We start from the raw sequence: 25,437 nt of genomic DNA on the forward strand, positions 1-25,437 counted from the left end.
CAAGCCCCAGCCCGCTTCCCCCAGGCAAAGCGAAGGAACCGGAACCCGACAGCCCATCCCTCTCCCCCAGCCAAAGCGAAAGGAGCCGGAACCCTCGAAGTCCCCGCCCCTCCCCGCACCCCGGCGTAGCCAAGAGGGGCCGGAACCCGAAAGCCCAGCCCCTCCCCCACCACTCAACTACCAACTACCAACCACCGATCAGGCGATGCGCTCCAGTACCACCGGCGACGCCGTGAAGGGCGTTCCCTCGGTGCCGATGTCGTAGGAGCCCTTGACGGCCTCCAGCGCGTACTCGAAGCGCTCCGGTGTGTCCGTGTGCAGGGTAAGCAGGGGCTGGCCTGCCGTGATCACGTCTCCCGGCTTGGCGTGCATCTCCACTCCCGCGCCCGCCTGCACCGGATCCTCCTTGCGCGCACGCCCCGCGCCGAGGCGCCAGGCGGCGATGCCGATGTCGTAGGCGTCGAGGCGGGTCAGGACGCCGGAGGACGGGGCCTTCACGACGTGCTGCTCGCGGGCCACCGGCAACTCCGCGTCCGGGTCGCCGCCCTGTGCCGCGATCATCCGGCGCCAGACGTCCATCGCGGAACCGTCGGCCAGGGCCTTCGCCGGGTCGGCGTCCTTCACGCCGGCCGCGTCGAGCATCTCTCGGGCCAGGGCGATGGTCAGTTCGACGACGTCCGAGGGGCCGCCGCCTGCCAGGACCTCCACCGACTCCCTGACCTCCAGCGCGTTGCCCGCCGTCAGGCCCAGCGGGGTCGACATGTCCGTCAGCAGCGCTACCGTCTTCACGCCGTGGTCCGTGCCCAACCCCACCATCGTGGACGCCAGTTCACGCGCGTCCTCGATCGTCTTCATGAACGCGCCCGTGCCGACCTTCACGTCCAGGACGAGTGAGCCCGTGCCTTCCGCGATCTTCTTCGACATGATCGAGGAGGCGATCAGCGGGATCGCCTCGACCGTGCCCGTGACGTCCCGCAGCGCGTACAGCTTCTTGTCCGCGGGGGCCAGGCCGTCGCCCGCCGCGCAGATCACCGCGCCGGTCGTGTCCAATACGTGCAACATCTCATCGTTGGAGAGCAACGCGCGCCAGCCGGGGATCGACTCCAGCTTGTCGAGGGTGCCGCCGGTGTGGCCGAGGCCTCGGCCGGAGAGCTGGGGGACCGCCGCGCCGCAGGCCGCGACCAAGGGTGCCAGGGGGAGCGTGATCTTGTCGCCCACTCCGCCCGTCGAGTGCTTGTCGGCCGTCGGGCGGGAGAGGGACGAGAAGTCCATGCGCTCGCCGGAGGCGATCATCGCGGCGGTCCAGGTGGCGATCTCCCGGCGGTTCATGCCGTTGAGGAGGATCGCCATGTTGAGGGCGGCCATCTGGTAGTCGGCCACCTCCCCGCGGGTGTACGCGTCGATGACCCAGTCGATCTGCTCGTCGCTCAGTTCACCGCGGTCCCGCTTGGTGCGGATGACGGAGATGGCGTCCATCGAGACTTGCGCCATGGCTTGGCTTTCCTTCCGAACGTTCAGAAAATGTGCGGCCCCGCCGAGTGGGCCGACGAGTTGCATCGATGCCCAACTCAGCGGGGCCGTACGGGAGTTACCTGGTGAGATGGTCCGGCCCGAAGGCCTGCGGGAGCATCTCCGAGAGCGGCAGGACGCCCGCCGGTGTCTCCACCAGCAGGCCCGGGCCGCCGAACTCGTACAGCAGCTGCCGGCACCGGCCGCACGGGACGAGGATGTCGCCCTTGCCGTCGACGCACGTGAAGTGCGTCAGCCGGCCGCCGCCGGTGCGCTGGAGGTTGGACACGAGTCCGCACTCGGCGCACAGGCCCAGGCCGTACGACGCGTTCTCGACGTTGCAGCCGGAGACCGTGCGGCCGTCGTCGACCCGGGCGGCGACCCCTACGGGATAGCCCGAGTACGGCGCGTACGCGTGGGACATCGCCTCCCGCGCCTCCGCCCGCAGCTCGTCCCAGTCGACGGCCAACTCGGCGGCGGGCGCGGTCACTTGCCCTGTCCCTTCCGGTACGGCAGGCCGTCCGCCTTCGGCATCCGCAGGTGCTGCGCGGACAGCGAGAGCACCAGCAGCGTGACGACGTAGGGGCTGGCGCCGACCAGTTGGGTCGGAACCTGGTCCGTCGTGGCGTACCAGACGAACATCAGGGCCGCGATGACAGCCGTGACGACGGCGGGGACGTAGCGCTTCTTCCACACCATGTACGCGCAGCCGGCGACGAGCAGGAAGCCGATCAGCAGGATCAGCGCGTGGACGTTGGTGGCGCCGCCGCGCAGGTTGAGGCTGTCGGTGTAGCCGAACAGGCCCGCGCCGAGGGCGAGTCCGCCCGGCATCCAGTTGCCGAAGATCATCGAGGCGAGGCCGATGTAGCCGCGCCCGCCGGTCTGGCCGTCGAGGTAGACGTTGGACGCGACGATCGACAGGAAGGCGCCGCCGAGGCCGGCGAAGCCGCCGGAGATGATCACGGCGATGTACTTGTACTTGTAGACGTTGACGCCGAGGGACTCGGCGGCCACCGGGTTCTCACCGCAGGAGCGCAGGCGCAGGCCGAAGGCGGTGCGCCACAGGACCCACCAGGTGGCCGGGACCAGCGCCACCGCGATGACGGTGAGCGGGGAGAGGTCGGTGATCAGACCGCCGATCAGGCCCGCGATGTCCGAGAGCAGGAACCAGTGCTTCTCGTTGAGCTTGTCCAGCCAGGTGGAGAGGCCGGGGACGTCGAAGGTGCCCAGCGAGTCGATCGGCGGGGACTGCTTGGCGGAGCCCTGCTCGGTGTTGGCGAAGGTGAACTTCGACAGATAGCGGGTGGTGCCGAGCGCCAGGATGTTGATGGCGACACCGGAGACGATGTGGTTGACGTTGAACGTCACCGTGGCGATCGCGTGCAGCAGCGCGCCGAGGCAGCCGCCGATGATGCCGAAGACGATGCCGACCCACGGGCCCCACTGGTAGCCGGCCCAGGCGCCGAACCAGGTGCCGAGGATCATCATGCCTTCGAGGCCGATGTTGACGACGCCCGCGCGCTCGGCCCAGAGGCCGCCGAGTCCGGCGAGGCCGATCGGCACCGCCGCGCGCAGGGCCGTGGACATCTGGCCGGTCGACGTGATGCCGTCCGCACCCGTGATGAGGCGGACGATCGACGTGAGGATCAGGGCGCCCGCGATGATCAGCAGGAGCACGGGGAGCGAGAAACGGCGGCCGCCCTTGCCGGGCTGCTGCGCCTGCGGCTTGGCGATGGTCGCGGTACTCATCGGGCCGCCACCTCCTTCTTCTCGGAGTTGTTCCGGGCGGCAGCGGCGAGTTCCTCACCGACGCGCTTCTGCTGGCGGCGCAGGCCCCAGGTGCGGACGACCTCGTACGAGATGACGACCGCGAAGACGATCAGGCCCTGCATGATCGTCGCGATCTCCTTCTGGTACGCGACCGGGGTCGCGTAGTCCAGGGCGGGAGACGCCTTGTCGAGGAAGGCCCACAGGAGGGCGGCGAGGGCGATGCCGCCGGGGTTGTTGCGGCCCAGCAGGGCGATGCCGATCGCCGTGAAGCCGAGGCCCTCGGGGAAGGTGAGGCTGTAGGTGTGGCTGTCGCCGAGCAGCAGCGGCAGACCGGCGAGGCCGGCGACACCGCCGGAGATCAGCATCGCGGTGAGCGTCATGCGCTTGGCGTCGACGCCGGAGGCCGCGGCGGCGGACTCGGACTCGCCGGTGGCGCGCAGGTCGAAGCCGAAGCGGGTGCGGTTGAGGACGAGCCAGTACAGGACGCCCATGATCACGGCGAGGAAGACCAGGCCGTAGATCTCGCCGACGTCCGAGCCCATGTCGATGCCCGGGATCCAGCCGGACTTCTTCATGATGCCGGTCGTCATGTTGTTGCCGAGCTGCACGCCCCACGTGTTGGTCTGCGTGAGGTAGAGGATCAGGCTGGTGGCGATCGCGTTCAGCATGATCGTCGCGACGACCTCGCTGACCCCGCGGGTGACCTTGAGGACACCCGCGATGCCGGCCCAGAAGGCGCCGGTGAGGATCGCGACGAGCAGCAGCAGCGGCACCTGGAGGACGGCCGGCAGGCCGACGTGCGCGCCGACGACCGCGGTCATCACGGCGCCGAGGCGGTACTGGCCGTCGACGCCGATGTTGAACAGGTTCATCCGGAAGCCGAGGGCGACCGCCAGGGCGGCGATGTAGTACATCGACGCCTGGTTGATGATCAGCACCTGGACGTCGGAGTACCCGATCTGCTGGAGCATCAGGTTGTACGGCTCGATCGGGTTCTTGCCCGAGGCGAGCAGCACGACCGAGGTCAGCAGGATCGCGGCGACCAGCGCCATGACCGGGCCGGCCACGGCGAGGAGCACGCGCTCCTTGTCGAACTTCTTCATCGGGCCTCGTCCTCCGGGGCGGCGGTGTCGTCCGCGTTCTCTACGGTGCTGTCCGCGCCGTTTCCTACGGTGCTCTCCGCGCCGTCTGCTTCTTCCTCGACGTGTTCGAGGTGACCGGACGCGGCGCCGGTCATGGCCGAGCCGAGTTCCTCGGGCGTGACGGTGGCCGGGTCGGCGTCGGCGACCAGCCTGCCGTCGTAGATCACGCGCAGGGTGTCCGACAGGCCGATCAGCTCGTCGAGGTCGGCGGAGATGAGCAGCACGGCCAGGCCCTCGCGGCGGGCCTCGCGGATCTGGTCCCAGATCGCGGCCTGCGCGCCGACGTCCACACCGCGGGTGGGGTGGGCGGCGATCAGGAACTTCGGCTTGTGGCTCATCTCGCGGCCGACGATCAGCTTCTGCTGGTTGCCGCCGGAGAGGGAGGCGGCGGTGACGTCGATGCCGGGGGTGCGGACGTCGTACTCCTCGACGATCCGGCGGGTGTCGGCCTGGGCGCCCTTGATGTCGAGCCAGACGCCCTTGGAGTTGGGCTTCTCGGTGACGTGGCCGAGGATGCGGTTCTCCCACAGCGGGGCTTCCAGGAGGAGGCCGTGGCGGTGGCGGTCCTCGGGGATGTAGCCGATGCCCTTCTCGCGGCGCTTGCGGGTGGCCCACGGCGTGATGTCGTCGCCGAGGAAGCCGATGGTGCCGGAGTCGGCGTTCTTCAGGCCGATCAGCGCGTCGATGAGTTCGGTCTGGCCGTTGCCCTCGACGCCGGCGATGCCCATGACCTCACCGGCGTGGATGGTGAAGGTGACGTCGTCCAGGACCCGCTTGGCGGTGCCGCCGACGGCCGCGTCGCCCAGCAGTCCGCCGGCCGCGGGCTCGGACTCGGCGCCCAGGGAGGCGCCGCCGGCCGCGTAGACGGTGAGGCCCTCGACCTCGATGACGGGCTGGTCGGTGACCGTGGACTCCGCCGTCTCGGGGGTGGGGAGTTCGCTGCCGACCATCATCTCGGCGAGCTGGCGGGGGGTCGTCGCGGAGGGGACGGCCGTGCCGACCGTCGTGCCGCGCCGGATGACCGTGATCTCGTCGGCGACCGAGAGGACCTCGCCCAGCTTGTGCGAGATGAAGATGACCGCGAGGCCCTCGGACTTCAGCTCGCGCAGGTTGCTGAAGAGGGCGTCGACCTCCTGCGGCACCAGGACGGCGGTGGGCTCGTCCAGGATCAGGGTGCGGGCGCCGCGGTAGAGGACCTTGAGGATCTCGACGCGCTGGCGCTCGGCGACTCCGAGGCTCTCGACCAGGATGTCCGGGCGGACGTTCAGGCCGTAGCGGTCGGAGATCTCCTGGATCTTCTTGCGGGCGCCGCCGCCGATGCCGTGCAGCTTCTCGCTGCCCAGGACGACGTTCTCCAGGACGGTGAGGTTGTCGGCGAGCATGAAGTGCTGGTGGACCATGCCGATGCCGCGGGCGATGGCGTCGGCGGGGGACGAGAAGGTGACGTGCTCGCCGTCGACGGCGATGGTGCCCTCGTCCGGCTTCTGCATGCCGTAGAGGATCTTCATCAGGGTCGACTTGCCGGCGCCGTTCTCGCCGACGAGGGCGTGCACGGTGCCTTTTCGGACACTGAAGCGGATGTCGCTGTTGGCGACGACACCCGGGAAGCGCTTGGTGATCCCCACCAGCTCGACCGCGATCGTCGACTGATCGCCGAGTGGAGGGTTGCTGGACGCGTCGATGGCGAACTCTCCTCGTGGAAAGGGGCCTCTCTACGCGCGTAGCGCCCCTGCTTTAAATAGTGCCCGGACCTGATCGTTCTCTGTCTGGCATCCGATCCGTTCCGAGCATTCTGCCGCGCGAACGGGGCGCGGAGAGACATCCTCCCCACACCCCGTTCCGTGGCCGTAACGCTGTCATTACAGCGCTCTTTTGGCCATGGTCGTGACTGGCCTAGAACCAACGGTTCAGGAGGTCTTGACCTTGATCGAGCCGTCCTTGATGCCCGCCTCGGCCTTCGTGAGGGCGGCCTGCAGGGTGGCGTTGTTCTTGAAGGTCGGGTTGGAGTCGGCCAGGCCCACCGCGCCGTTGCTCAGCGAGCCGCGGATCTCGCCGCTCAGCGGCTTCTTGTCCTTGATGACGGACTTGGAGAGGTCGTACACCGCGCCCGCGACGTTCTTCAGGGCCGAGGTGAGGATGTACGGCTTGTACTTGGCCAGCGCCGCCTGGTTGTACTGGTCGGAGTCGACACCGATCGCCCAGACCTTGTGCGCGGCGGCGGACTTGATGACGCCCTGGCCGGAGAGACCGGCGGCCGCGAAGACCACGTCCGCGCCGGCCTCGATCTGACCGTCGGCGGCGGCCTCGCCCTTGTCGGGGCTGGAGAAGCCACCCTGCGCGGCGGTCTGGGTCAGGTACTGCGTCTTGACCGTGACGCCCTTCTTGGTGTCCTTGACGCCCTGCTCGAAGCCCGCCGCGAACTTGTGGATCAGCGGGACGTCCACGCCGCCGACGAAGCCGACCGTGTTCGACTTCGTGGTCAGCGCGGCGGTGACGCCGGCCAGGTACGAGGACTGCTCCTCGTGGAAGACCATGTCGGCGACGTTCGAGGCCGTGATGGTGTTGTCGTCGATGATGCCGAAGGTGATCTTCGGGAACTTCGCGGCGGCTTCCTTGACGGCGGGGGCGTAGGCGAAGCCGACACCGATCACCGGGTTGTAGCCGGACCTGGCGAGGGTCTCCAGGCGCTGCACCTTGTCCGCGTCGGACTCGTTGTCCTGCGGCTCGACGTCGCGGCCGCTGACGCCGAATTCCTTCTCGGCCTTCACGAGACCCGCGTAGGCGGCGTCGTTGAAGGACTGGTCACCCTTGCCGCCGACGTCGTAGGCAAGGCCAATTCCCTTGGACGTGCCGGAACTGCTGCTGCTGGAGCTGGACTCGCTGGACGAGCTGCCGCAGGCGGAGACGGTTACTGCAAGAGCTGCGGTTGCAACGCCTGCAACCGCGATTCGGGACACCCGGCGCATGGAACGAGACTCCTTAGTGCAAGCGCCCAAACCAGGCGCTGGTTCCGCCGCAGCGTAACGCGCGTAGACCAGACGGAAAACCCCATCTGTCCGGTCCGTTATAGAGCTGTGGCCACAGATGCCGGACAGACTACGGACAGCGGTACGCCCCTTGCGGGAGGCAAGGGGCGTACTGGCTGCAACGATGCCCGGAGGGCGTAGTTTTCCGGCTCCGTCGCGGCGTTCCGGCGCGCCGCGACGGACGGTCGGTCTACTTCGTGTTGACGGTGATCTTGCCGTCGATGATGTCCTGCTTGGCCTTGTCCACCGCGGCGACAGCGGCGGTCATGGCCTTGTACTTCGGGTTGGTGTCGGAGAAGCCGACGCCGTCGTTGTCGAGGCCGTAGCGGACCACGCCGGTCTTGGGCTTGCCCTCGTACACCGACTTCACCAGGTCGTAGACGGCGCCGCCGACGTTCTTGAGCGCCGAGCCGAGGATGGCGTCCTTGTACTTGGCCAGCGCCGCCTGCTCGTACTGGTCGGAGTCCACGCCGATGGCCCAGATGCCCTTGGCGGAGGCCTCGGAGATGACGCCCTGGCCGGAGAGACCGGCGGCCGCGTAGATGACGTCCGCGCCCGCGTCGATCTGGCCGCTCGCCGCGTCCTTGCCCTTGTCGGGGCTGGAGAAGCCGCCCTGGGCCGCGGTCTGCGTCAGGTACTGCGACTCGATCTTGATGCTCGGGTTGACGGACTTGGCGCCCTGGTCGAAGCCCGCCTCGAACTTGTGGATCAGCGGGACGTCCACACCACCGATGAAGCCGATGTGGTTCTTCTTGGTCGCCTTGGCCGCGGCGACGCCCGCCAGGTAGGAGGACTGCTCCTCGTGGAAGACGAGGTCGGCCACGTTGGCGGCCTTGTCCTGCTCGTCGTCGATGATGCCGAACGTGATGTTCGGGAACTTCGCGGCGGCCTCCTTGACGGCCGGCGCGTAGGCGAAGCCGACGCCGATCACCGGGTTGTAGCCGGCCGTGGCCAGGCTCTCCAGGCGCTGCACCTTGTCCGCGTCGGACTCGTTGTCCTGCGGCTCGATGTCGCGGCCGGAGATGTTGAACTCCTTCTCGGCCTTCTGGAAACCGGCGTAGGCCGCGTCGTTGAACGACTGGTCGCCCTTGCCGCCGACGTCGTAGGCGAGGCCGATGCCCTTGCCGGTGTACTTGCCCGACGAGGACGACGAACTGTCGGTGGCCTTGTCGGCATCCTTGCTGGAGCTACCGCAGGCGGTGGCCGCGAGGGCGATGACCGTGACGGCCACCGCAGCTTGGGAGAACTTCGTCCTCCGAGATGTCTGACGCACAGCAAGCACTCCTTCGTCCCCACGGCACCGTCACCGGACCGCTTCCCCAAGCCGCCGCCTCTGTGGCGATTTCCGCGCACAGTAACGCGCGTAGACGAGGAGGGGAACGGGGTTTCTCCTTGCCGTTACCGGATCGTGCCGCCACCGCGTTACGTTCACTCGCCGGTGGTTACACCCGGGTGACACAAGGGGACGTAGGGGTACCGAATGGGCACCCCTACGGCCGCCTGGGTCAAGGTGTTCCGTTCAGATCGCGCCGTCGATCAGCGCGGCGGCGGTGAACAGCTCCACGCCGACCGTGATCGCGGACTCGTCGGCGTCGAAGTCGCCCTGGTGGAGGTCCCGTACGGTCCGCTCCCCCGGTGTCCGCACGCCGAGCCGGGCCATGGCGCCGGGCACGTGCTCCAGGTACCAGGAGAAGTCCTCGCCGCCCAGGCTCTGCTCGGTGTCCTCGACGGAGAGCGGTCCGCGGCGCGCGGTCATGGCGTCCCGGAGCAGCTCGGTGACGAGCGCGTCGTTGACGACGGGCGGCACCCCGCGCACGTAGGTGATCGCGGACTTGGCCCGGTGCAGCCCGGCGACCTCGTCGATCGCCGCGTGCACGATGTCGGGCGCCTGCCGCCAGGCGTCGAGATCGAGACACCGTACGGTGCCGGACAGCTCGGCGTGCTGCGGGATGACGTTGGGGGCGTGCCCCGACTCGATCCTGCCCCAGGTCACCGAGACCCCGCTCCGCGCGTCCATCCGGCGGGAGACGATCGCGGGCACGTCGGTGGCGACACGGGCGGCGGCGGTCACCAGGTCGGTGGTGAGGTGCGGCCGGGCGGTGTGCCCGCCAGGTCCGTCCAGGGAGACCTCCAGCCGGTCGCAGGCGGAGGTGATGGGACCGATCCGCAGTCCGATCCGCCCGCTGTCGACCTTGGGGTCGCAGTGCACGGCGATGATCCGCCCCACCCCGTCGAGCACCCCGCACTCGATGGCGTCGGTGGCACCGCCGGGCAGGACCTCCTCGGCGGGCTGGAAGAGCAGCCGTACGGCACGCGGCAGCAGTCCCTGCTCGTGCAGCCGGGCCAGTACGAGACCGGCGCCGAGCACGACGGTGGTGTGCACGTCGTGGCCGCAGGCGTGGGCGCGGTCGGGCACGGTGGAGCGGTACGCGCACTCACTCTTCGTGTCCGGGATGGGCAGGGCGTCGATGTCGGCGCGCAGCGCGAGCATGGGTACGGCGGTGTCGCGGGGGCCGATGTCACAGACGAGCCCGGTGCCCATGGCGAGGACGCGGGGTTCGAGACCGGCGAGTTCCAGTCGCGCCTTGATCGCGGCGGTGGTCCGGAACTCCTGGTTGCCCAGCTCGGGGTGCATGTGCAAGTCCCGCCGGAACGCGACGAGTTCGGCACGCAAGGTCTCCGACAGGGTGCCCGGAAGCACATTCCCGACGGACTCGACCTCGGACTCTGGTGACATCAATTGCTTCACCCTCTGAAGGGTAGGGCGCCCGGGTGGTCAACTGACCCTCGATCAACAAAAGTTCAACCCGTTAGTCGAAGAAAATCTGACCGCCGGCCGCATAGCTGCTTATGGAGATGGGTAAACTCCCCGCTTCTCCTGGGATACCACGCCTCACCACAGCACGGCTGGACCCGTCCGTATCCCGGAATCCGTACTGCCGCACGACAGTGCAAACACCGCTACGCAGCGTGAGATTCCCGGATCCCGCGTCCCCTTGATCCGAGTCCGCGTCCCCTTGGTAGGGTCCGCCGACGTGACCGACCCGAACGCGGATCCCGCCGCGGACTTCATAGAGGCCACCCGCTCCTCCTACGACGCGATCGCCCCCGCGTACAGCGCCGAACACCCCGACGGCCTGGGCGACGGCCCCGTCGAGACCGCCCTCCTGACCGCCTTCGCCGAACTCGTCCGTACGGCGTCGGGCGAGGCACCGGTGGCCGACGTGGGCAGCGGCCCCGGCTACGTGACCGCGCGCCTGAACGCCCTCGGCCTCCCGGCGTTCGGCATCGACATCTCCCCGCACATGGTGGCGCTGGCCCGCGAGGCGCACCCCCAACTCCGGTTCCAGGTCGGCTCGATGACGTCCCTGGACATCCCGGACGCGACCCTCGGCGGCCTGCTCGCCCTCTACTCCACGATCCACATCCCGGACGCCGACCTGCCCGGCGTCCTCGCGGAGTTCCACCGGGTCCTGCGGCCGGGCGGCTACGTCCTGCTCGCGTTCCAGGCCTCGGAGGGCGAACACATCCACATGACCGAGCGCTACGGCCAGGACATCTCCCTCGACTACTACTTCCGCACCCCGGCCGAGATCGCCACGTACCTCACGGCGGCGGGCCTGCCCCCGCACACCCGGGCCCTCGTCGAGCCCCGGGACCAGCAGAAGTGGGGCCGGGCCTTCGCCCTGGCGCACAAGCCGGCGGAGTCCACCTGAGCGCCGACGCCGACCAGCAGCGGTGAGCGCACCCCGAGCCGGGCGGCACAGTCGGCGACGGTGGCGGCGAGCCGGCCGACCGCGTCGCAGGACCACTGGGCGAGCTCGCCGCGCAGTGTCATGCCGTGCGGGGGGCGGCCCGTTCCAGAAGCTGTCGTGGAACAGCGGCGGAAGGGCGTCGCCCCGCGCGGAGGCGTCGTGCTCCCCGCACGTGAACACGTCCTGGTCCAAGTCCCGCAGATCTTGGGCGAGTTGACGCGCGACGAGGACGGCACGACGACGTAGGGCGGCAGAGACGCGGACACGATCTTCTGCGCTGGCAACACGACCAGTCGAGTGCGCGAAGGGCGGTGTGAAGGTGCGGGAGTTTCAGAAGATGGCGTTCCTCATCACGGCAACCGGAATGATCACGGCGATGGTGCTGCCGGGCCGTAGGACACCGGACGTCCTCGAGGCCGGCCTCGGTGTGCTGTCGCAGTTGACGAAGGCGGCGCAGCAACGCGCCTGATATCAGCTACGACGTCACCACGCAGGTGCCGCTACCTGCTCCTCCCACCCCGAGTTGATCTGCAAGCCCCTCGCCCTACGCCACCGTCACCGCCGACAACCGATGTACATCCCGCGCCGTCCCCGTGACCCCCGACAGGAACCCCTGTGCCCGGGGCGAGGCGTTCTCCGTCAGCCACGCGGGGTCGATGTCACAGACGGCGACCCGAACTTCCGTGCCCACCAAGGCCAGTGGCAGTGTGTGGACGACCGTCGACGGGAAGCTGAGGATCATGCGGCCGATGGGACCCCGGCGGGCGATCAGTTCCAGCGGGAGGTCCGGGCGGACGATCTCCAGGCCCGTCTCCACCGCCAACCGGTGGAGTTTCTCCGTGCTTTCGCGGCGGTGGGCGAAGTAGCGGGTGGCGCCGTGGGTCTTGGCGAGGGTGGCCACCGCCTCCAGGTAGCGGTCGTTGTCGACCACTCCCGTTTCCACCAGGGACGTGCCGACCAGGTCCGCGCCCTTGGTGATGCGGGGCGGGCCGAAGGTGGCGCGGGTCCAGGCGAAGGCGTTGGCCGTGATCGTGACGCCCTCCGGGGTCGTCTCGATCGGCATCGACGAGAAGATCTCCACCGTGCGGCGGATGCTCGGGGTCAGGCGGCGGCGGGCCACCGAGGACACCGGGGCGAAGACCAGGTCGCGGGGGCCGGGGCGGCCGCCCTTGCGGTGCCAGCGCACCAGGCGTTCACCGCTGGCGAGTTGGGCGACGAACTCCATCGTCGCGGTGCCGTCGTCGACCACCACCAGGTCACGTGCCTTGGTGATGGTCAGCAGCAGTTGTACGTAGCGCGAGAACGGGTCGCCCATGACGATCCGGTCCGCCCGGCGGAGGAGCCGGGTGAGGCCGCCGATGGTCTGGAAGGGGGCCAGGGGTCCGCCCCGCGCCTCCTCCCAGCGCACGGTGTGGCCCTCGTCGCGGGCGAGGTCGGCCATGCGGCGCAGCTGGCCGCGGGTCATCGGGTCGGTCGGCGACAGGACCACGAGGGTGAGCCCCCCGCCGGGTGCCGCCTCGGCCCGGGACGCACGCAGGTGCGCCCACTCCAGCACGTTCAGAAGCTGTACCGGACTCTCCACGAACGCGAGAGTGTGGGGGGTGAGGCCGGCGGTGCCGGCGTGGGGGCTCATTGTCGTACGACCGTCCCGTGACCGTAAGTGACGCTGGCGCTGGCGCTTGATGGTTCAGGCTCAGACCGCGACCGGCTCGCCCGCCGCCGCGGCGATCTCCGCCTCGGCGACCACGCCGTTGACGCGGCGCAGCTTCTTCATGGGGCCGAGCTCCGAGTCGTAGACCTTCTTGACGCCGTCGCCGAGGGAGGCCTCGATGGTGCGGATGTCGCGGACGAGGCGGGTCAGGCCCTGCGGCTCGACGGAGGCGGCCTGGTCCGAGCCCCACATGGCGCGGTCGAGGGTGATGTGGCGCTCGACGAAGGCGGCGCCGAGCGCGACCGCGGCGAGGGTGGTCTGGAGGCCCGTCTCGTGACCGGAGTAGCCGATCGGGACGTTCGGGAACTCGGCCTGGAGGGTGTTGATGACGCGGAGGTTGAGCTCCTCGGCCACCGCCGGGTAGGTCGAAGTGGCGTGGCACATCAGGATGTTGTCGCTGCCGAGGACCTCGACCGCGTGGCGGATCTGCTTCGGCGTCGACATGCCGGTGGAGAGGATGACCGTACGGCCGGTCGCGCGGAGGGAGCGCAGCAGCTCGTCGTCCGTCAGGGAGGCGGAGGCGACCTTGTGGGCCGGGACGTCGAACTTCTCCAGGAAGGCGACGGCCTCGGTGTCCCACGGGGAGGCGAACCAGTCGATGTTCTTGGACTTGGCGTAGTCGTCGATCTGGCGGTACTCGTCCTCACCGAACTCCACGCGGTGGCGGTAGTCGATGTAGGTCATGCGGCCCCAGGGGGTGTCGCGCTCGATGTCCCACTGGTCGCGCGGGGTGCAGATCTCCGGGGTGCGCTTCTGGAACTTGACGGCGTCGCAGCCGGCCTCGGCGGCGGCGTCGATCAGCTTGAAGGCGTTCTCCAGCTCACCGTTGTGGTTGATGCCGATCTCGCCGACGACGTAGACGGGGTGGCCGGGTCCTGCGGTCTTCGAACCGAACTGGCGCAGACGGGAGTTGTTGCTCATGACAGCGGGTTTCCTTACTTGGTGAGGGAATCGAGAGAGGGGCCGAGGATCCAGCTGGCGATCTCTCGGACAGCGCCGTCGCCACCGGGCACGGTGGTGACCGCGCGTGCGGCGCCGCGTACGACGTCGTGGGCGCTCGCGACCGCCACGGGCCAGCCCACGAGGGCGAAGCACGGGAGGTCGTTGACGTCGTTGCCGACGTAGAGCACGCGCTCCGGCGCGATGCCCTGCTCCTCGCACCACTGCTTGAGTGCGAGGTCCTTCCGGTCGATGCCGTGCAGGACCGGGAGCTGGAGCTTCCGGGCCCGGGCGGCGACGACCGGGTTCTGCTCCGAGGACAGGATCAGCATCTTCAGGCCGGTCCTGCGCAGGGCCGCGATGCCGAGGCCGTCTCCGCGGTGCACGGAGACGAACTCCCGTCCGTCGGAATCGATCAGCACCCTGTCGTCGGTCTGGGTGCCGTCGAAGTCGAGTACGACCGCGTCGATGTCGTCGGCGGTCGGGAGCGAACCGGGGCGGTCCGCGTCGAAGAGCGGGGCCAACGCCCGTGCCCTGGCCAGCTCGTGGGGATCGTCGATCTCCAACACCCGCGCGGGGTCGGTCCGGACGAGTTCCGTGCGGCCGAAGAAGCGGTGGCCCACCTTGCGGAAGCCGGCCGCGTCCATGCCGTAGACCGCGCCGGTCTCCAGGAAGTCCTGGGGGCGGTCCTGGCGGCGCGGGCGGAACGACTTGTCGTGGTTGACGCCGTAACCGCCGCTGGTGACAGGGGGGTTGGCGACCTTCGTGGCGCCCCCGACCTCGTCCGTACGGGCGGGCTTGACGACCGGGGTCGCCTCGTCGTCCGCGTCGCGCCACACGAAGCCGTGGAAGGGGGCGACGGTGTGCGCGGTGTCGGCGCCGTTCGCGACGATCGCGTTCACGATGCCGTCGACGTCCTCTCGGACGATGAAGGGGCTCGTGCACTGGACCAACAGCACGACGTCGACCGCGGAACCGTGCAGCGCCTCGTGGGCGTCCATGGCGTGCAGGACGGCGGCCTCGGAGGTCGCCGTGTCACCGGCGATGGCGGCGGGCCGCAGCACGACCTCGGCGCCGGCCTGGCGGGCGGCGGCGGCGATGGCCTGGTCGTCCGTGGAGACGACCACGTCCGTCACCAGCCGCGACGCACGGCACTCACGCACGGCGCGGGCCACCAGTGGTACGCCGCCGACGGGGGCGAGGTTCTTGGCGGGGACGCCCTTGGAGCCGCCGCGCGCGGGGATCACCGCGAGCACCCGGCGCATCGAAGCGCCTTGGCGTGCTTGCGAGTTGGACATGGGTTCTACTCCCATGGAATGTGCTCCTTGAGCGGGAATCTTGGCGTTCGCGGCTCTGTCGTTCACAGCTCCCCCATCCGGCGGATGACGGGCGCCACGCGCTGCACGCCGTGGCGGTAGGCGCCGCGCGCGGCCCGGCGCACGATCTGCCGGACGGGGCCCGGCTCCTTGTCGGCGGCGGGGGCGCCGGGCAGCGGGGTGCCGTCGGGGCCGAGGTGGTGGCGGGCGAGGATGCCGGGCAGATAGCCGGGGGCGGTCTCGGGCGTGTAGTAGGGGGTGAGGGGCGGCATCCCGTCCCCTGCGAGCAACTTGGCGATGCGCTCGCGGGCCGCGTCGAAGGCCGTCTCGTACGACCCCTCGGCGGCGACCCCCTGCCGGGCCACCCACTCGGCGTCCGGCACCGGCCTGTACCCGGCGTCGAGCTGGTCCCAGGAGGCGAGGCACCCGGAGCCCACGAAGTGGTGGTTGCCGAGCCCCTCGCGGATGCCGAGGTCGGTCAGCACGACGGTGGGGATACGGCGGTGCAGGGACTCCAGGGCGGCCGTCGAGCTGATGGTCACCAGGAGGTCGGTGCGGTCGAGGACGTCGCCCATGTGCCCGTACACCAGGCTGAAGTTGGCGGGGAGGTCCTTGCCCTGGACCAGCTTCTGGTAGGGCAACTCCTCGATGTGCGTGGTGTGTTCGCCGGGCTTGGAGCGCAGCTTGAGCAGCACCTCGCGGTTCGGGTGGAAACGGGCGTGCTGGATCGCCCGGTTGAGCAGGTAGTCGCGGTCCCGGCGGTTGTCGGGCACCGAGGGCTGTACGGCGAAGACGACCGTGTACGGGTCGCGCTCCCCCGTGTAGGCGTCCCCGCCGAGGAACGGCAGGGCGACCTCGGTGACCGCCGAGGAGTCGGCGCCGACCCCGTCGTAGACCGCCGTGAAACGGTCCGCGTCCTGGCGGGAGTTGGCGAGGACGAGGTCCGCGCCGTGCCGCAGCAATAGGCCGTCGGTGAGCTTCTCGTAGACGACGCCGACGTAGCCGGTGACGACGACGGGGCGCTCGGTGCGCCCGTCCCAGGCGCGGGCCAGGCCGTGCAGCATCGCCTGGACCCCGCCGCCGACGAGGGAGAGGACGAGGAGGTCGTACGGCTCCTTCTCCATGGCGCGCAGGAACTCGACGGCGGTCACCTCGCGGAGGGAGTCCGCGGTGACGCCGACTTCCTTCAGCTGGCGGGCTGTTGGGGTGGCACGACCCCGCAGGAGGTATCCGTCCAAAGAGATGTCCGAATTCGGCGGAGCGATGCGGTTCGCGGTGAGCGAACCCCATTTCCACCGGGTGTCGGAATCCGCGAGAACGGCGACTCGCAGGGTCTGCGTTGCACTTGCTGGCACACCGAAGACGCTAGGAAGCCATTCCGTTGATCGGCCCAACCAGAAGGCAACAAACGGTTAACAGCACACCGCTGAATGGCGAATCGGGGCGTGGCGGGTGCGTAGGAATTCCTGGTTCACAGGTTCGCCACGTGGCGTTCACCCGACATCAAACCAATGGTAAAGACCGATGCCGGAGCGCCCTCTAACGTCATGCGGGTGGTCAAGCTCTCCGTCATCGTGCCGTTCTACAACGTGCAGCAATACGCGCCCGACACCCTGAAGAGCCTGCGTGCGAACACACGGGAGGACTTCGAATTCATCTTCGTCGACGACTGTTCGACCGACGAGACACCTGACATTCTCGCGCGCGCGGAGCGGGAGTTGCCGGGCGTCGTGCATGTCAGACACCAGAAGAACGGAGGGCTGGCGACCGCCCGCAACACCGGTATCGACACGGCACGTGGCGAGTATCTGACGTTCCTGGACGGCGACGACTGGCTCGCTCCGGACTACTTCCCGCGGCTGCTGGCCGCCATCGAGGGACTCGGCTGCGACTTCGTGCGCACCGACCACGTGGTGTGCACGGCGAAGGCCCGCTCGATCGCCCGGGTGCCGCAGGGCCGGCGCGGTGTGGTGATGGACCCGCGGGCCGCGATCCTGCCCGCCGACCGCTCCACCTCGGTCGACTACGCCTACGCGTGGGCGGGCATCTACCACCGCAGACTCGTCGACCGGGGCCTGCTGCACTTCACCGACGGGCTGCGCACGGCCGAGGACCGGCCGTGGATCTGGAAGCTGCACCGGGAGGCGGAGTCCTTCGCCACGGTGGGGCTGCTCGGGGTGTTCTACCGGCGCGGGGTCGCCTCGTCACTGACGCAGATCGGGGACGTCCGGCAGCTCGATTTCATTCGTGCGTTCGACCAGGTAATCGAGGAAACGGCCGCTGACCGCGACGCCGATAAACTGCTGCCAAAAGCGGTGCGCACCTATTGCGCGATCATGGCTCATCATCTCGGATCGATCGAGAGGTTCGAACCCGCCGTGGCTCGAAAACTGCGTTCATTGAGTTCCGCAGCGCTGAAGCGCATGCCGCAGGATGTTCTGGCGGAGGTAATGGACTCGATGGACCCCCAGCGGGCGAGCCGGCTGCGGCGCCTGCGCCGCCGTCCCACCTCGGCGCGGACGGTGGCCGCCTGATGCCCCGCACCACCCAGATCCTGTGCGCGTCGACCCTGTACGGCGCCGCGACGCTGGCCGCCGCGCTGGACGCCGGGCTCCTCGGCGAGGCCGACCGCAGGCTGCTGCTGATCACCAACAACGCGGCGAACCCGGAGACCACCCCGTCGGTGGACACCATGCCGGGCTTCGACCGGCTGCGGGACCGCTTCGACGACGTGCTGTCGTGGAACGAGACCATCTCCCCCTTCCACCCGAGCGGTTGGAGCCCCCGGGGCGACGACGTCCCGATGTGGGAGCGGTACGTACGGCTGCTGTGGAAGCTGGGCGACGACGAGATCCGGCTCGCCGTGGAGTCCGTCCAGGTCAATCCGTCGCTCGCGCTGTGCCAGCTGTTCACCGGCGCCCCGGTCGACGTCTACGCGGACGGCCTCATAAGTTATGGCCCCACGCGCGACAAGATCGACCCGTTGGTCGGCACCCGCATCGAGCGGCTGCTGCACCTCGATCTCGTCCCGGGCCTCACCCCGCTGCTGCTCACCGAGTTCGGCGTCCCGCCGGAGCTGGTTCCGACGGAGGCCTTCCTCAAGGTACTTGGCGAATTCGCCGAGTCCGAGGAGGAGTTGCCCGCCGTGAAGGGGCAACCGGCCCTGCTGCTCGGCCAGTACCTCGCCGCGCTCGGCATCCTCACCGACCAGCAGGAGGAGGAGCTGCACCTGCGCATGGTGCGCGGCGCGGTGGCGCTCGGCCATCGCGAGCTGGTGTTCAAACCGCACCCCGTGGCGCCCTCCCGCTGGTCACGTCTCCTGGAGGACGAGGCGACGAAGCTGGGCGCCCGACTCACCCTGCTGGACCGGCCGGTGCTCGCCGAGGTCGCCTTCCAGCGGATGCGTCCCGCCCTGGTCGTCGGCTGCTTCTCCACCGCGCTGTTCACCGCGGCCGGCCTGTACGACATCCCGGTCGCGCGGGTCGGCACGGACACCCTGCTGGCCCGGCTCGCGCCCTACCAGAACAGCAACCGGGTGCCGCTGACCATCGCGGACGACGTGCTGCCGGACCTCGGCGACAAGAAGGCGGTGACGGACTGGCGGATGCCGTCGCCGGAGCGCGTGGACGAACTGTCCGGACTTCTCAAGGCAGTTGGCTTCGCGATGCAGCCCAGGATTTACCCGCGGCTGCGCGAGGACGCCGAGCGCTATCTCTCGGCCCACCTCGATCCGCACACCTGGCGCTACTTCAAACGCCGGCGGCTGACCGCGCTGGCGCTGCCCGGCGCCGTACCGGCACAACTGTCGTTCATTCCACGGAATCAGACGGTTCGGCGGATCGCACGGCGCGCCCGTGCTTTGTCCGGACGCTAGCGTCCATTCAAATTGTTCATCCGGGCGACATGTGGGAGACCCCTGTGTGTCGCCGGTGAATTGCCTTTCATCCGTCGAACGTTCGTAGCGTCACATCGTTCCCCTGCGGAACAGCCATTCGACGTCGGCGAGAAAGGCCCAGGATGAACGCGGTTGACCAGGCCCTGGCACCCACCCTGCGGGGCCAGGACCCTGGGCAGGAGCCGGAGCGGCCACCCGCCGCCCCGTCCCGCCCGCCCCGGGAGAACCGGCTGCGTGCCCTGGACGGACTGCGGCTGCTGGCCGCGCTGATGGTGTGCCTGTACCACTTCACCGGCAAGAACGGTGAGGTGGCCGCCTCCTGGCACCAGTCCCCCGGGAAGATGTTCCCGACCCTGTCCGAGGCGGGGACCTACGGCTCGCTCGGCGTGCAGTTCTTCTTCCTCATCAGCGGCTTCGTGATCTGCATGAGCAGCTGGGGCAAGTCGATGGGCGAGTTCTTCCGCTCCCGTATCGCCCGGCTGTACCCGGCGTACTGGGTGGCCCTGATCCTGGTGGGCACCGCGTCGGTGCTGATGCCGGTGGTCGTGAAGCCGCTGCGCTCGGACGAGTTCCTGGTCAACTTCACGATGCTCCAGCAGCCGATGGGCGTGCCCCGGGTCATCGGCGTGGACTGGACGCTCTGGGTGGAGATGCGGTTCTACCTGTTCTTCGCGCTGTTCGTGATCTGGAAGGGCGTCACCTACCGCCGGGTGGTGACCTTCTGCATCCTGTGGACGATGGCCGGCTGCTTCGCCCGGGTCGCCGACAACCCGCTGACGACCGAGCTGGTGATGCGCGACCACGCCCCGTACTTCATCGGCGGGCTGGCCTTCTACCTGATCTACCGCTACGGCAGCGACCTGCTGTTGTGGGGCATCGTGGGGATGTCCTTCCTGCTGGGTCAGCGCTACTCGGTGACGGCGCTGTGGCACCCGGGCATGACCGGCGACTTCCACCGCAACCCGCATGTCATCCAGGCGATCGTCCTCGTCGCCTTCGCGGCCGTCGCGGCGGTGGCGCTGGGCTGGACGAGCTGGGCGAACTGGAGCTGGCTGACGCTGGCGGGCGCGCTGACGTATCCGTTCTATCTGATCCACGAGCACCTGGGCTGGTTCGCGATCCGCGTCCTGCACCGGGGCTTCGGGCTCGGCCCGTACGAGACGCTCGCGCTGACCGTGCCGGGGCTGCTGTGCCTGGCGTATCTGATGCACCGCTTCGTCGAGAAGCCGTTCGGGCCCCGGCTCAAGCGCACGATGACGCTCCAGTCGAAGCAGCTGGCGGCGAAGCTCGGCAAGTGAACCGCGAAAGGGGGCCCTCGACACCGGCCGAGGGCCTCCTTCGTGCGTGTCCGTCAGGTGTCAGGTCTGCGCGGCCCGGATACGGCGTACCACGCGCCGTACGGTCGGGTTGCGGCGCAGCGACTCCGCGCGCACGGGGCTGCCGCCGGGCAGGCGCAGACTCGTCAGCCGGCGCCTCTTGAAGTACTGCGGGTACTCGTCGAGGTGGACGCCGAGCCAGGCGGTCACCTCGTCGCGCGTCGCGTGGTGCTTCAGGGCCTGCATGCAGTAGCCGACGGCCCGCACCAGCGGCGCCAACTCCTCGGCCAGGGCGCCCAGTTCGAGCGGCTGCCCGACCTTGTCCTGCTCCGCGTCCGGGAGGATCGCGTCGATCACGGTGAGCGGGATGCGGTTGCTGTTCTCGTACGGCGTGATGCGTTCGAGGAGCAGGCCGGTGCCGACGCGGGCGACGGGGATGTCGTAGAGGGCGGCGGCCGTCATCAGGGCCGTGGAGAAGCAGCCGATGACCAACTGCGGGCGCAGGTGGGCGAAGACCGTCTCGGCGAGGACCGGCTCGCGCAACACCGTGAGGCGGACGCCGAGTTGAGTGGCAGCCTCCTCAAGTGACGTGCTGTAGACGGACGGTGCGCTGGGGTGGGGCTTGAACAGGACGTCCTGGTGGCCCGCCTTCGCGGCGGCGCGCAGCATGCGGACGTGCAGCTGCTCCTCCTCGTCCTGGGTGATCAGGTCGATGGCGGAGAGGTACTGGCCGAGCATCACGGCCGTCGGCCTGTTCGTCCTGGGCAGCCGGTCGGCGAGGATCGAGGCGCCCTCCTGGCCGATCTGGGCGAGGACGTCGACGATCGCCTCGTTCGGGATGGGCTGCGGTTCGACGCCGTACTCGGACAGCAGCATCGGCCGCAGCCCGGGTATCAGGTCGAGGTGCAGCACGCGCGCGATACGGCTGTTGAGGTTGTGCGGGATGCGGTTGCGGGTGGGGCCATAGCTCATCAGGCCGTCCGCGTACACGTGCACCTTGCTGTCGGCGAAGATGTCGGCGACCGCGCGGGAGGGGTTGGCCTGGATGGACTCGCAGGCGATCTCCACGTCCTCGTCACCGAGGTTCCAGGCGAGGCGTACGGCCTTCTCCCACAGGGCGGTGTCCTGGGCGCGCGGGGACCAGCCGGCCGGGTGGAAGGGGGAGATGAACTCGTTCCACGAGCGCACCTCGTCGAACTCGGGGCGCAGCTTCTCGAAGCCGGGCATCCGGTCCAGCGGGGTGCCGACCTCGGGCACGGCGGCCGTGTTGCTGACGACCAGGATGCGGCGGTGGGCCGTGCGCGGGCCGAAGAAGCCGGCGCGGATCGCGGCGGTGACGGTCGCGGCGGCGTACTGCGTGGCCGAGAAGAAGATCTGTGTCGTGCCGCTCATGCCGCGACTCCCTTCATGCCACCGCGGATGCGCCGCAGCGTGTGGACGCGTTCCTCGCCCATGCCGACGAGCGCTTCGTTGAGTTCGGTCTCCGTCATCCGGCCGAGCGCCTCGGCGGCCATCTGCCGCAGCCTGGCGTGCACGCTGCGCTCGAACCGGCCCCGGTCCAGGAGCTGGTGGGCGATGACTACGCAGTAGTTGCGCAGCGCCTTCTTGCGCAGCTTCGCGGCCTCGGGGTCGTCGGCGAGTTCGGCGAGGACCAGGTCGAAGGAGCGGAAGAAGTCCAGCTGACGGACGTCGCCGATCTGGGTCAGCGAACCGGTCAGACCCCGGCGGTAGAAGACCCCGCGCAGGCTGGCGGCGACGTAGGACTCCGCCTTGCGGTGCAGCTCCCAGATCCAGGGGCGGTCCTCGGCGGTGCGCAGGCCGTCGTGGAAGCGCAGCAGGCCCCGGTCGAGGAGGCGGCGGTGGTAGATGCCGGCCCAGGCATACGGGTAGTCGACCATCGTCGTGTCGTCGACCGGCAGGATCGAGCCGCGCGGGTCGAGCGGGGTGTGCCGGCGGCCCTCCGGGGAGCGCTGGATGGCGCGCTCGACGCCGGTGACGGTGACGTGGTCGGTGCGCACGAAGTCGACGTCGAAGCGCTCGATGACGTCCACCAGGTCGGTCAGATAGCCGGGCGCGAGCCAGTCGTCGCCGTCGAGGAACGTGAGGTAGCGGCCCTCCGCCGCGTCGATCCCGGTGTTGCGGGCGGTGGCCAGACCGCCGTTCCTCTCGTGCCGGATGACCCTGCTGTTCGGCAGCCGCTTCGTCAGCTCCAGGAGAGCCTCATAGGTCTTGTCCTTGGTCGAGCGGTCCTCGACGAACAGGAACTCGAACTCGTCCCGCGCGTTGTTCACGAGACTCGTCACCGTTTCCGGGACATAGGCCTCGATGTTGTAGCAAGGGACGATCACGGACAGTGTCGGGGGGCGGTTGGTCACGCGTACACCTGGGCTCTCTCCGGGGCGGATTCTTGTGACCGTAGGAGATGTTCGAGCCCGGACATCAACCCTGCCGGGGCCAGCAGGTGAACGTGAAGTTACGGGCCGCCCTCCATTTACGAATAGCCGCTCAGAGGCACATCCCGAACGTCCGCTCGACGATCCAACGTTCCAAATGAACGGTCTACGCCACCGACAACAACCAGTCGACGATCCCCTCCTCCTACTACTTCTGGTACGGCACCCACGACCGACCCTCACCTGACCCCTGACCACGCCTCCACACCCGCCACGACCACGGCCAGCCCTTCCTCGAAGTGCCGGCCGTAGTCGTGGAAGATCTCCGCGCCCGCCGCGGCCGACAGCGGGAAGTCGGCCATCAGGCGGGCGCGTTCGTCCACGTCGTAGCCCTCGCGGCGCTCACCCGGCAGCGGCTTGACGCCCTGTTCCTCGCTGACGAAACCGATCGTGAAGAGGTACGACGTCGAGGTCGCGCGGACCGCCTGGGCGAGGGTGAAGCCGGCCTCGGTGAACAGGCGCAGGGTCTTCTCCATCTCCACGGCGTGCAGCGTGCCGGTGAAGCGGGAGCCGCTAAAGACCTTGGCGCCGTCGCGGTAGCCGAGCAGCGCGTCGCGCAGTCCGCGGTTGGACTTCAGCAGCCGCTCCTGCCAGGTGTCCTCGGGGGCGAGCGGGGCGTCGGCGACCATCCGCCGGTACATCTCCGTCGCCATCTCGTCGAGCAGCGCCTGCTTGTCCTTGAAGTGCCAGTACAGAGCGGGCGCCTTGACGTCCAGTTCTCTGGCGATGGCGCGCAGGGTCAGCCCGTCGAGACCGACCTCGTTCAGCAACTTCAGGGCCGTGTCCGCCACGCGCTTGCGGTCGAGGGGGGTGCGTCGTTCCGTACTCACGCTTGACAACTTAACACCGTTAAGGCCACTCTCGGAAGCAGCCGAACTTAACAGCGTTAAGGAGACTGATCATGACCGAGCACGGGATCATGACCGAGCACGGAAATCCGGCCGAGCACGTGGACGTACTGATCGTGGGCGCCGGCCCGACCGGACTCGCCCTCGGCATCGACCTGGCCCGGCGCGGGGTGGACGCGCTGGTCGTCGAGCGCGGCCCCGGGCTGTCTCCCGGCTCACGCGGCAAGGGCATCCAGCCGCGCACGATGGAGGTCTTCGACGACCTCGGCGTCCTGGACGCGATCCTCGCGGCGGGCGGCGACTACCCCGTCGGGATGATCTGGCAGGACGGCGAGCGGGTCGCCGAGCAGAACATGTTCGACCCGGCCGAGACGAACGAGGACTCGCCGTACGGCGCCCCGTGGATGGTGCCGCAGTGGCGCACCCAGGAGATCCTGCGGGCCCGGCTCGACGAGCTGGGCGGCCGGGTGTCCTTCGGCCGCGAGGTCACCGGCCTCACCCAGGACGAGGACGGCGTGACGGTCGCGTTCGCGTCCGGCGCCCCCGCCCGCGCCCGGTACGCGGTGGCCGCCGACGGCGGTCGCTCGGTGATCCGGCGCGGGCTCGGCATCGGCATGACCGGCGACACCGTCGACCCGAACCCGATCCTGGTGGCCGACACCCGTATCACCGGCCTGGACCGCGACAACTGGCACATCTTCCCGCCGCACGGCGCCGAGGGCTTCCTCGCGATCTGCCCGCTGGCCGGGACGGAGGACTTCCAGGTGGTCGCCCAGATCCTGGACGACACCGCGCCCGACCTCTCCCTCGACGGCGTACGGAAGATCGTCGCCGCCCGCTCGCACCTCGCCCCCGAGGACATCACGGAGCTCCGCTGGGCCTCGGACTTCCGGCCCCGGGCGGCCCTCGCGGACCGTTTCCGGCAGGGCCGGGTCTTCCTCGCCGGGGACGCGGCGCACGTGCACTCGCCGGCCGGCGGCCAGGGCCTCAACACCAGCGTCCAGGACGCCTACAACCTGGGCTGGAAGCTGGGCGCGGTGCTGCGCGGCGAGGCACCCGCGAGCCTGCTCGACACCTACGAGGAGGAGCGGCTCCCCAACGCGGCCGAGATGCTCGGCCTGTCCACCAAGGTCCACCGGGGCGAGGCCCGCCGCGGCGAGGCGACCCGCCAACTGGGCATCGGCTACCGGGAGTCGGGCCTCACGGAGGAGACCCGGGCACCGGGAGAAGGGATCCGCGCCGGCGACCGCGCCCCGAACCGGACCGTCGCGGGCGTACGCCTCCTCGACGCCTTCCGGGGCCCGCACTGGACCCTGCTCGCGCTGGGCACGGAGGCACCGGCGATCGGCGACAGCGACGCCCTACGCGTCGTAGAAGGCCCGGCTGCCGAGACGTACGGCACGGGCCTCTTCCTGGTCCGCCCCGACGGCTACGTCGGCTGGGCGGGCGACGCGGAGGAGGGCCTGGCCAAGTACACGGAACGCTTCAACCTCGGCCGCCCGACCGGCAGTTAGACCGAACTCGCCAGGGACAGCTTCAGCGCGAAGCCCAGGAAGAGCGCCCCCGCCGCCGAGGTCGCTCCCGCCGCGAGCCGCCTGCGGCGGCGGAAGGCCGTCGCCAGCCGGGTGCCGCTGAAGATCAGGGCGCTGAGGTAGAGGAAGCTCGCCAGCTGCGCGAAGGCGCCGAGCACGACGAACGACAGGGCCGGGTAGGCGTACCCCGGGTCGACGAACTGCACGAAGAAAGTGCCAGAATCC

At 69.4% G+C, this 25,437-nt stretch carries 22 protein-coding genes and 1 pseudogene; 7 read left to right on the forward strand and 16 right to left on the reverse strand.

Annotation, left to right across the window (positions count from 1 at the left end; translation table 11 throughout):
• Positions 1-198 precede the first annotated feature (198 nt).
• The 8 genes from OG714_RS20260 to OG714_RS20295 all read right to left on the reverse strand — a co-directional run bounded on the left by OG714_RS20260 (position 199) and on the right by OG714_RS20295 (position 10,184).
• Positions 199-1,476, reverse strand: coding sequence for a thymidine phosphorylase (locus tag OG714_RS20260; protein WP_406131883.1), 1,278 nt, complete (start codon positions 1,474-1,476; stop codon positions 199-201).
• A 112-nt stretch (positions 1,477-1,588) separates the two neighbouring features.
• Entirely contained in the window at positions 1,589-1,999 is a 411-nt protein-coding gene (locus tag OG714_RS20265; RefSeq protein WP_406122857.1) for a cytidine deaminase, read from the reverse strand.
• Positions 1,996-3,258 carry an ABC transporter permease gene (locus tag OG714_RS20270; protein WP_406122859.1) on the reverse strand — a complete coding sequence of 421 codons (1,263 nt, stop codon included), beginning with the start codon at positions 3,256-3,258 and terminating at the stop codon, positions 1,996-1,998. Before OG714_RS20270 ends, OG714_RS20265 begins: the two co-directional genes overlap by 4 nt.
• Positions 3,255-4,382 carry an ABC transporter permease gene (locus tag OG714_RS20275; RefSeq protein ID WP_406122861.1) on the reverse strand — a complete coding sequence of 376 codons (1,128 nt, stop codon included), beginning with the start codon at positions 4,380-4,382 and terminating at the stop codon, positions 3,255-3,257. The genes OG714_RS20270 and OG714_RS20275 overlap by 4 nt, the downstream gene beginning before the upstream one ends.
• Entirely contained in the window at positions 4,379-6,061 is a 1,683-nt protein-coding gene (locus OG714_RS20280; protein WP_406131884.1) for an ABC transporter ATP-binding protein, read from the reverse strand. The genes OG714_RS20275 and OG714_RS20280 overlap by 4 nt, the downstream gene beginning before the upstream one ends.
• 267 nt (positions 6,062-6,328) lie before the next feature.
• Positions 6,329-7,387, reverse strand: a complete 1,059-nt coding sequence (locus OG714_RS20285; RefSeq protein ID WP_406122863.1) for a BMP family protein — start codon at positions 7,385-7,387, stop codon at positions 6,329-6,331.
• 250 nt (positions 7,388-7,637) lie between these two features.
• Positions 7,638-8,678, reverse strand: coding sequence for a BMP family protein (locus tag OG714_RS20290; RefSeq protein ID WP_406131886.1), 1,041 nt, complete (start codon positions 8,676-8,678; stop codon positions 7,638-7,640).
• Positions 8,679-8,966: 288 nt separating this feature from the next.
• Positions 8,967-10,184 (reverse strand): M20 family metallopeptidase, encoded by a 1,218-nt coding sequence (locus OG714_RS20295; protein ID WP_406122865.1) that lies wholly within the window; start codon positions 10,182-10,184, stop codon positions 8,967-8,969.
• A 298-nt stretch (positions 10,185-10,482) separates the two neighbouring features.
• Here OG714_RS20295 and OG714_RS20300 point away from each other — a divergent pair, with 298 nt between their 5' ends.
• The 3 genes from OG714_RS20300 (at position 10,483) to OG714_RS20310 (ending at position 11,671) form a co-directional block, all read left to right on the forward strand.
• Entirely contained in the window at positions 10,483-11,163 is a 681-nt protein-coding gene (locus tag OG714_RS20300; protein ID WP_406122867.1) for a class I SAM-dependent methyltransferase, read from the forward strand.
• A 156-nt stretch (positions 11,164-11,319) separates the two neighbouring features.
• Positions 11,320-11,448 carry a hypothetical protein gene (locus OG714_RS20305; protein WP_406122869.1) on the forward strand — a complete coding sequence of 43 codons (129 nt, stop codon included), beginning with the start codon at positions 11,320-11,322 and terminating at the stop codon, positions 11,446-11,448.
• Positions 11,449-11,539: 91 nt separating this feature from the next.
• Positions 11,540-11,671, forward strand: a complete 132-nt coding sequence (locus OG714_RS20310) for a hypothetical protein (protein ID WP_406122871.1) — start codon at positions 11,540-11,542, stop codon at positions 11,669-11,671.
• 75 nt (positions 11,672-11,746) lie between these two features.
• On the opposite strand, the gene OG714_RS20315 is transcribed toward OG714_RS20310, so the two are convergent.
• From OG714_RS20315 to OG714_RS20330, 4 genes are all read right to left on the reverse strand, one after another.
• A complete protein-coding gene (locus tag OG714_RS20315) occupies positions 11,747-12,835 on the reverse strand; it encodes a hypothetical protein (RefSeq protein WP_406122873.1) in 1,089 nt (362 codons plus the stop codon).
• A 60-nt stretch (positions 12,836-12,895) separates the two neighbouring features.
• Positions 12,896-13,834, reverse strand: coding sequence for an N-acetylneuraminate synthase family protein (locus tag OG714_RS20320; RefSeq protein ID WP_406122875.1), 939 nt, complete (start codon positions 13,832-13,834; stop codon positions 12,896-12,898).
• A gap of 14 nt (positions 13,835-13,848) precedes the next feature.
• Entirely contained in the window at positions 13,849-15,150 is a 1,302-nt protein-coding gene (locus tag OG714_RS20325) for a cytidylyltransferase domain-containing protein (RefSeq protein ID WP_406131887.1), read from the reverse strand.
• 62 nt (positions 15,151-15,212) lie between these two features.
• Positions 15,213-16,523, reverse strand: a complete 1,311-nt coding sequence (locus OG714_RS20330) for a DUF6716 putative glycosyltransferase (protein WP_406122877.1) — start codon at positions 16,521-16,523, stop codon at positions 15,213-15,215.
• A gap of 198 nt (positions 16,524-16,721) precedes the next feature.
• Here OG714_RS20330 and OG714_RS20335 point away from each other — a divergent pair, with 198 nt between their 5' ends.
• From OG714_RS20335 to OG714_RS20345, 3 genes are all read left to right on the forward strand, one after another.
• A complete protein-coding gene (locus tag OG714_RS20335) occupies positions 16,722-17,702 on the forward strand; it encodes a glycosyltransferase family 2 protein (RefSeq protein WP_406122879.1) in 981 nt (326 codons plus the stop codon).
• Positions 17,702-19,042, forward strand: a complete 1,341-nt coding sequence (locus tag OG714_RS20340; protein ID WP_406122881.1) for a polysialyltransferase family glycosyltransferase — start codon at positions 17,702-17,704, stop codon at positions 19,040-19,042. Before OG714_RS20335 ends, OG714_RS20340 begins: the two co-directional genes overlap by 1 nt.
• Positions 19,043-19,185: 143 nt before the next feature.
• On the forward strand, positions 19,186-20,361 hold the full coding sequence (locus OG714_RS20345) for an acyltransferase family protein (protein ID WP_406122883.1): 1,176 nt from the start codon (positions 19,186-19,188) through the stop codon (positions 20,359-20,361).
• Positions 20,362-20,421: 60 nt separating this feature from the next.
• On the opposite strand, the gene OG714_RS20350 is transcribed toward OG714_RS20345, so the two are convergent.
• The 3 genes from OG714_RS20350 to OG714_RS20360 form a co-directional block, all read right to left on the reverse strand.
• Complete coding sequence (locus OG714_RS20350) at positions 20,422-21,771, reverse strand: polysialyltransferase family glycosyltransferase (protein ID WP_406122885.1); 1,350 nt, start codon at positions 21,769-21,771, stop codon at positions 20,422-20,424.
• The gene (locus OG714_RS20355; protein WP_406122887.1) at positions 21,768-22,754 is read right to left on the reverse strand and encodes a glycosyltransferase family 2 protein; all 987 of its coding nucleotides are present in this window, start codon (positions 22,752-22,754) and stop codon (positions 21,768-21,770) included. Before OG714_RS20355 ends, OG714_RS20350 begins: the two co-directional genes overlap by 4 nt.
• Positions 22,755-23,011: 257 nt before the next feature.
• Positions 23,012-23,662 carry a TetR/AcrR family transcriptional regulator C-terminal domain-containing protein gene (locus OG714_RS20360; RefSeq protein ID WP_406122889.1) on the reverse strand — a complete coding sequence of 217 codons (651 nt, stop codon included), beginning with the start codon at positions 23,660-23,662 and terminating at the stop codon, positions 23,012-23,014.
• Positions 23,663-23,733: 71 nt separating this feature from the next.
• On the opposite strand from OG714_RS20360, the gene OG714_RS20365 reads away from it, so the two are divergent.
• Positions 23,734-25,194, forward strand: a complete 1,461-nt coding sequence (locus OG714_RS20365; protein ID WP_406122891.1) for an FAD-dependent oxidoreductase — start codon at positions 23,734-23,736, stop codon at positions 25,192-25,194.
• Here OG714_RS20365 and OG714_RS20370 read toward each other — a convergent pair.
• Positions 25,191-25,427, reverse strand: a pseudogene (locus OG714_RS20370) (LysE family transporter); the annotation flags it as partial. The gene OG714_RS20365 and the pseudogene OG714_RS20370 sit on opposite strands and share 4 nt — an antisense overlap.
• Between the last annotated feature and the right edge of the window lie 10 nt (positions 25,428-25,437).

The organism is Streptomyces sp. NBC_00989 (genome assembly GCF_045162655.1).
In the GTDB taxonomy this organism is placed as follows: Bacteria; Actinomycetota; Actinomycetes; order Streptomycetales; family Streptomycetaceae; genus Streptomyces.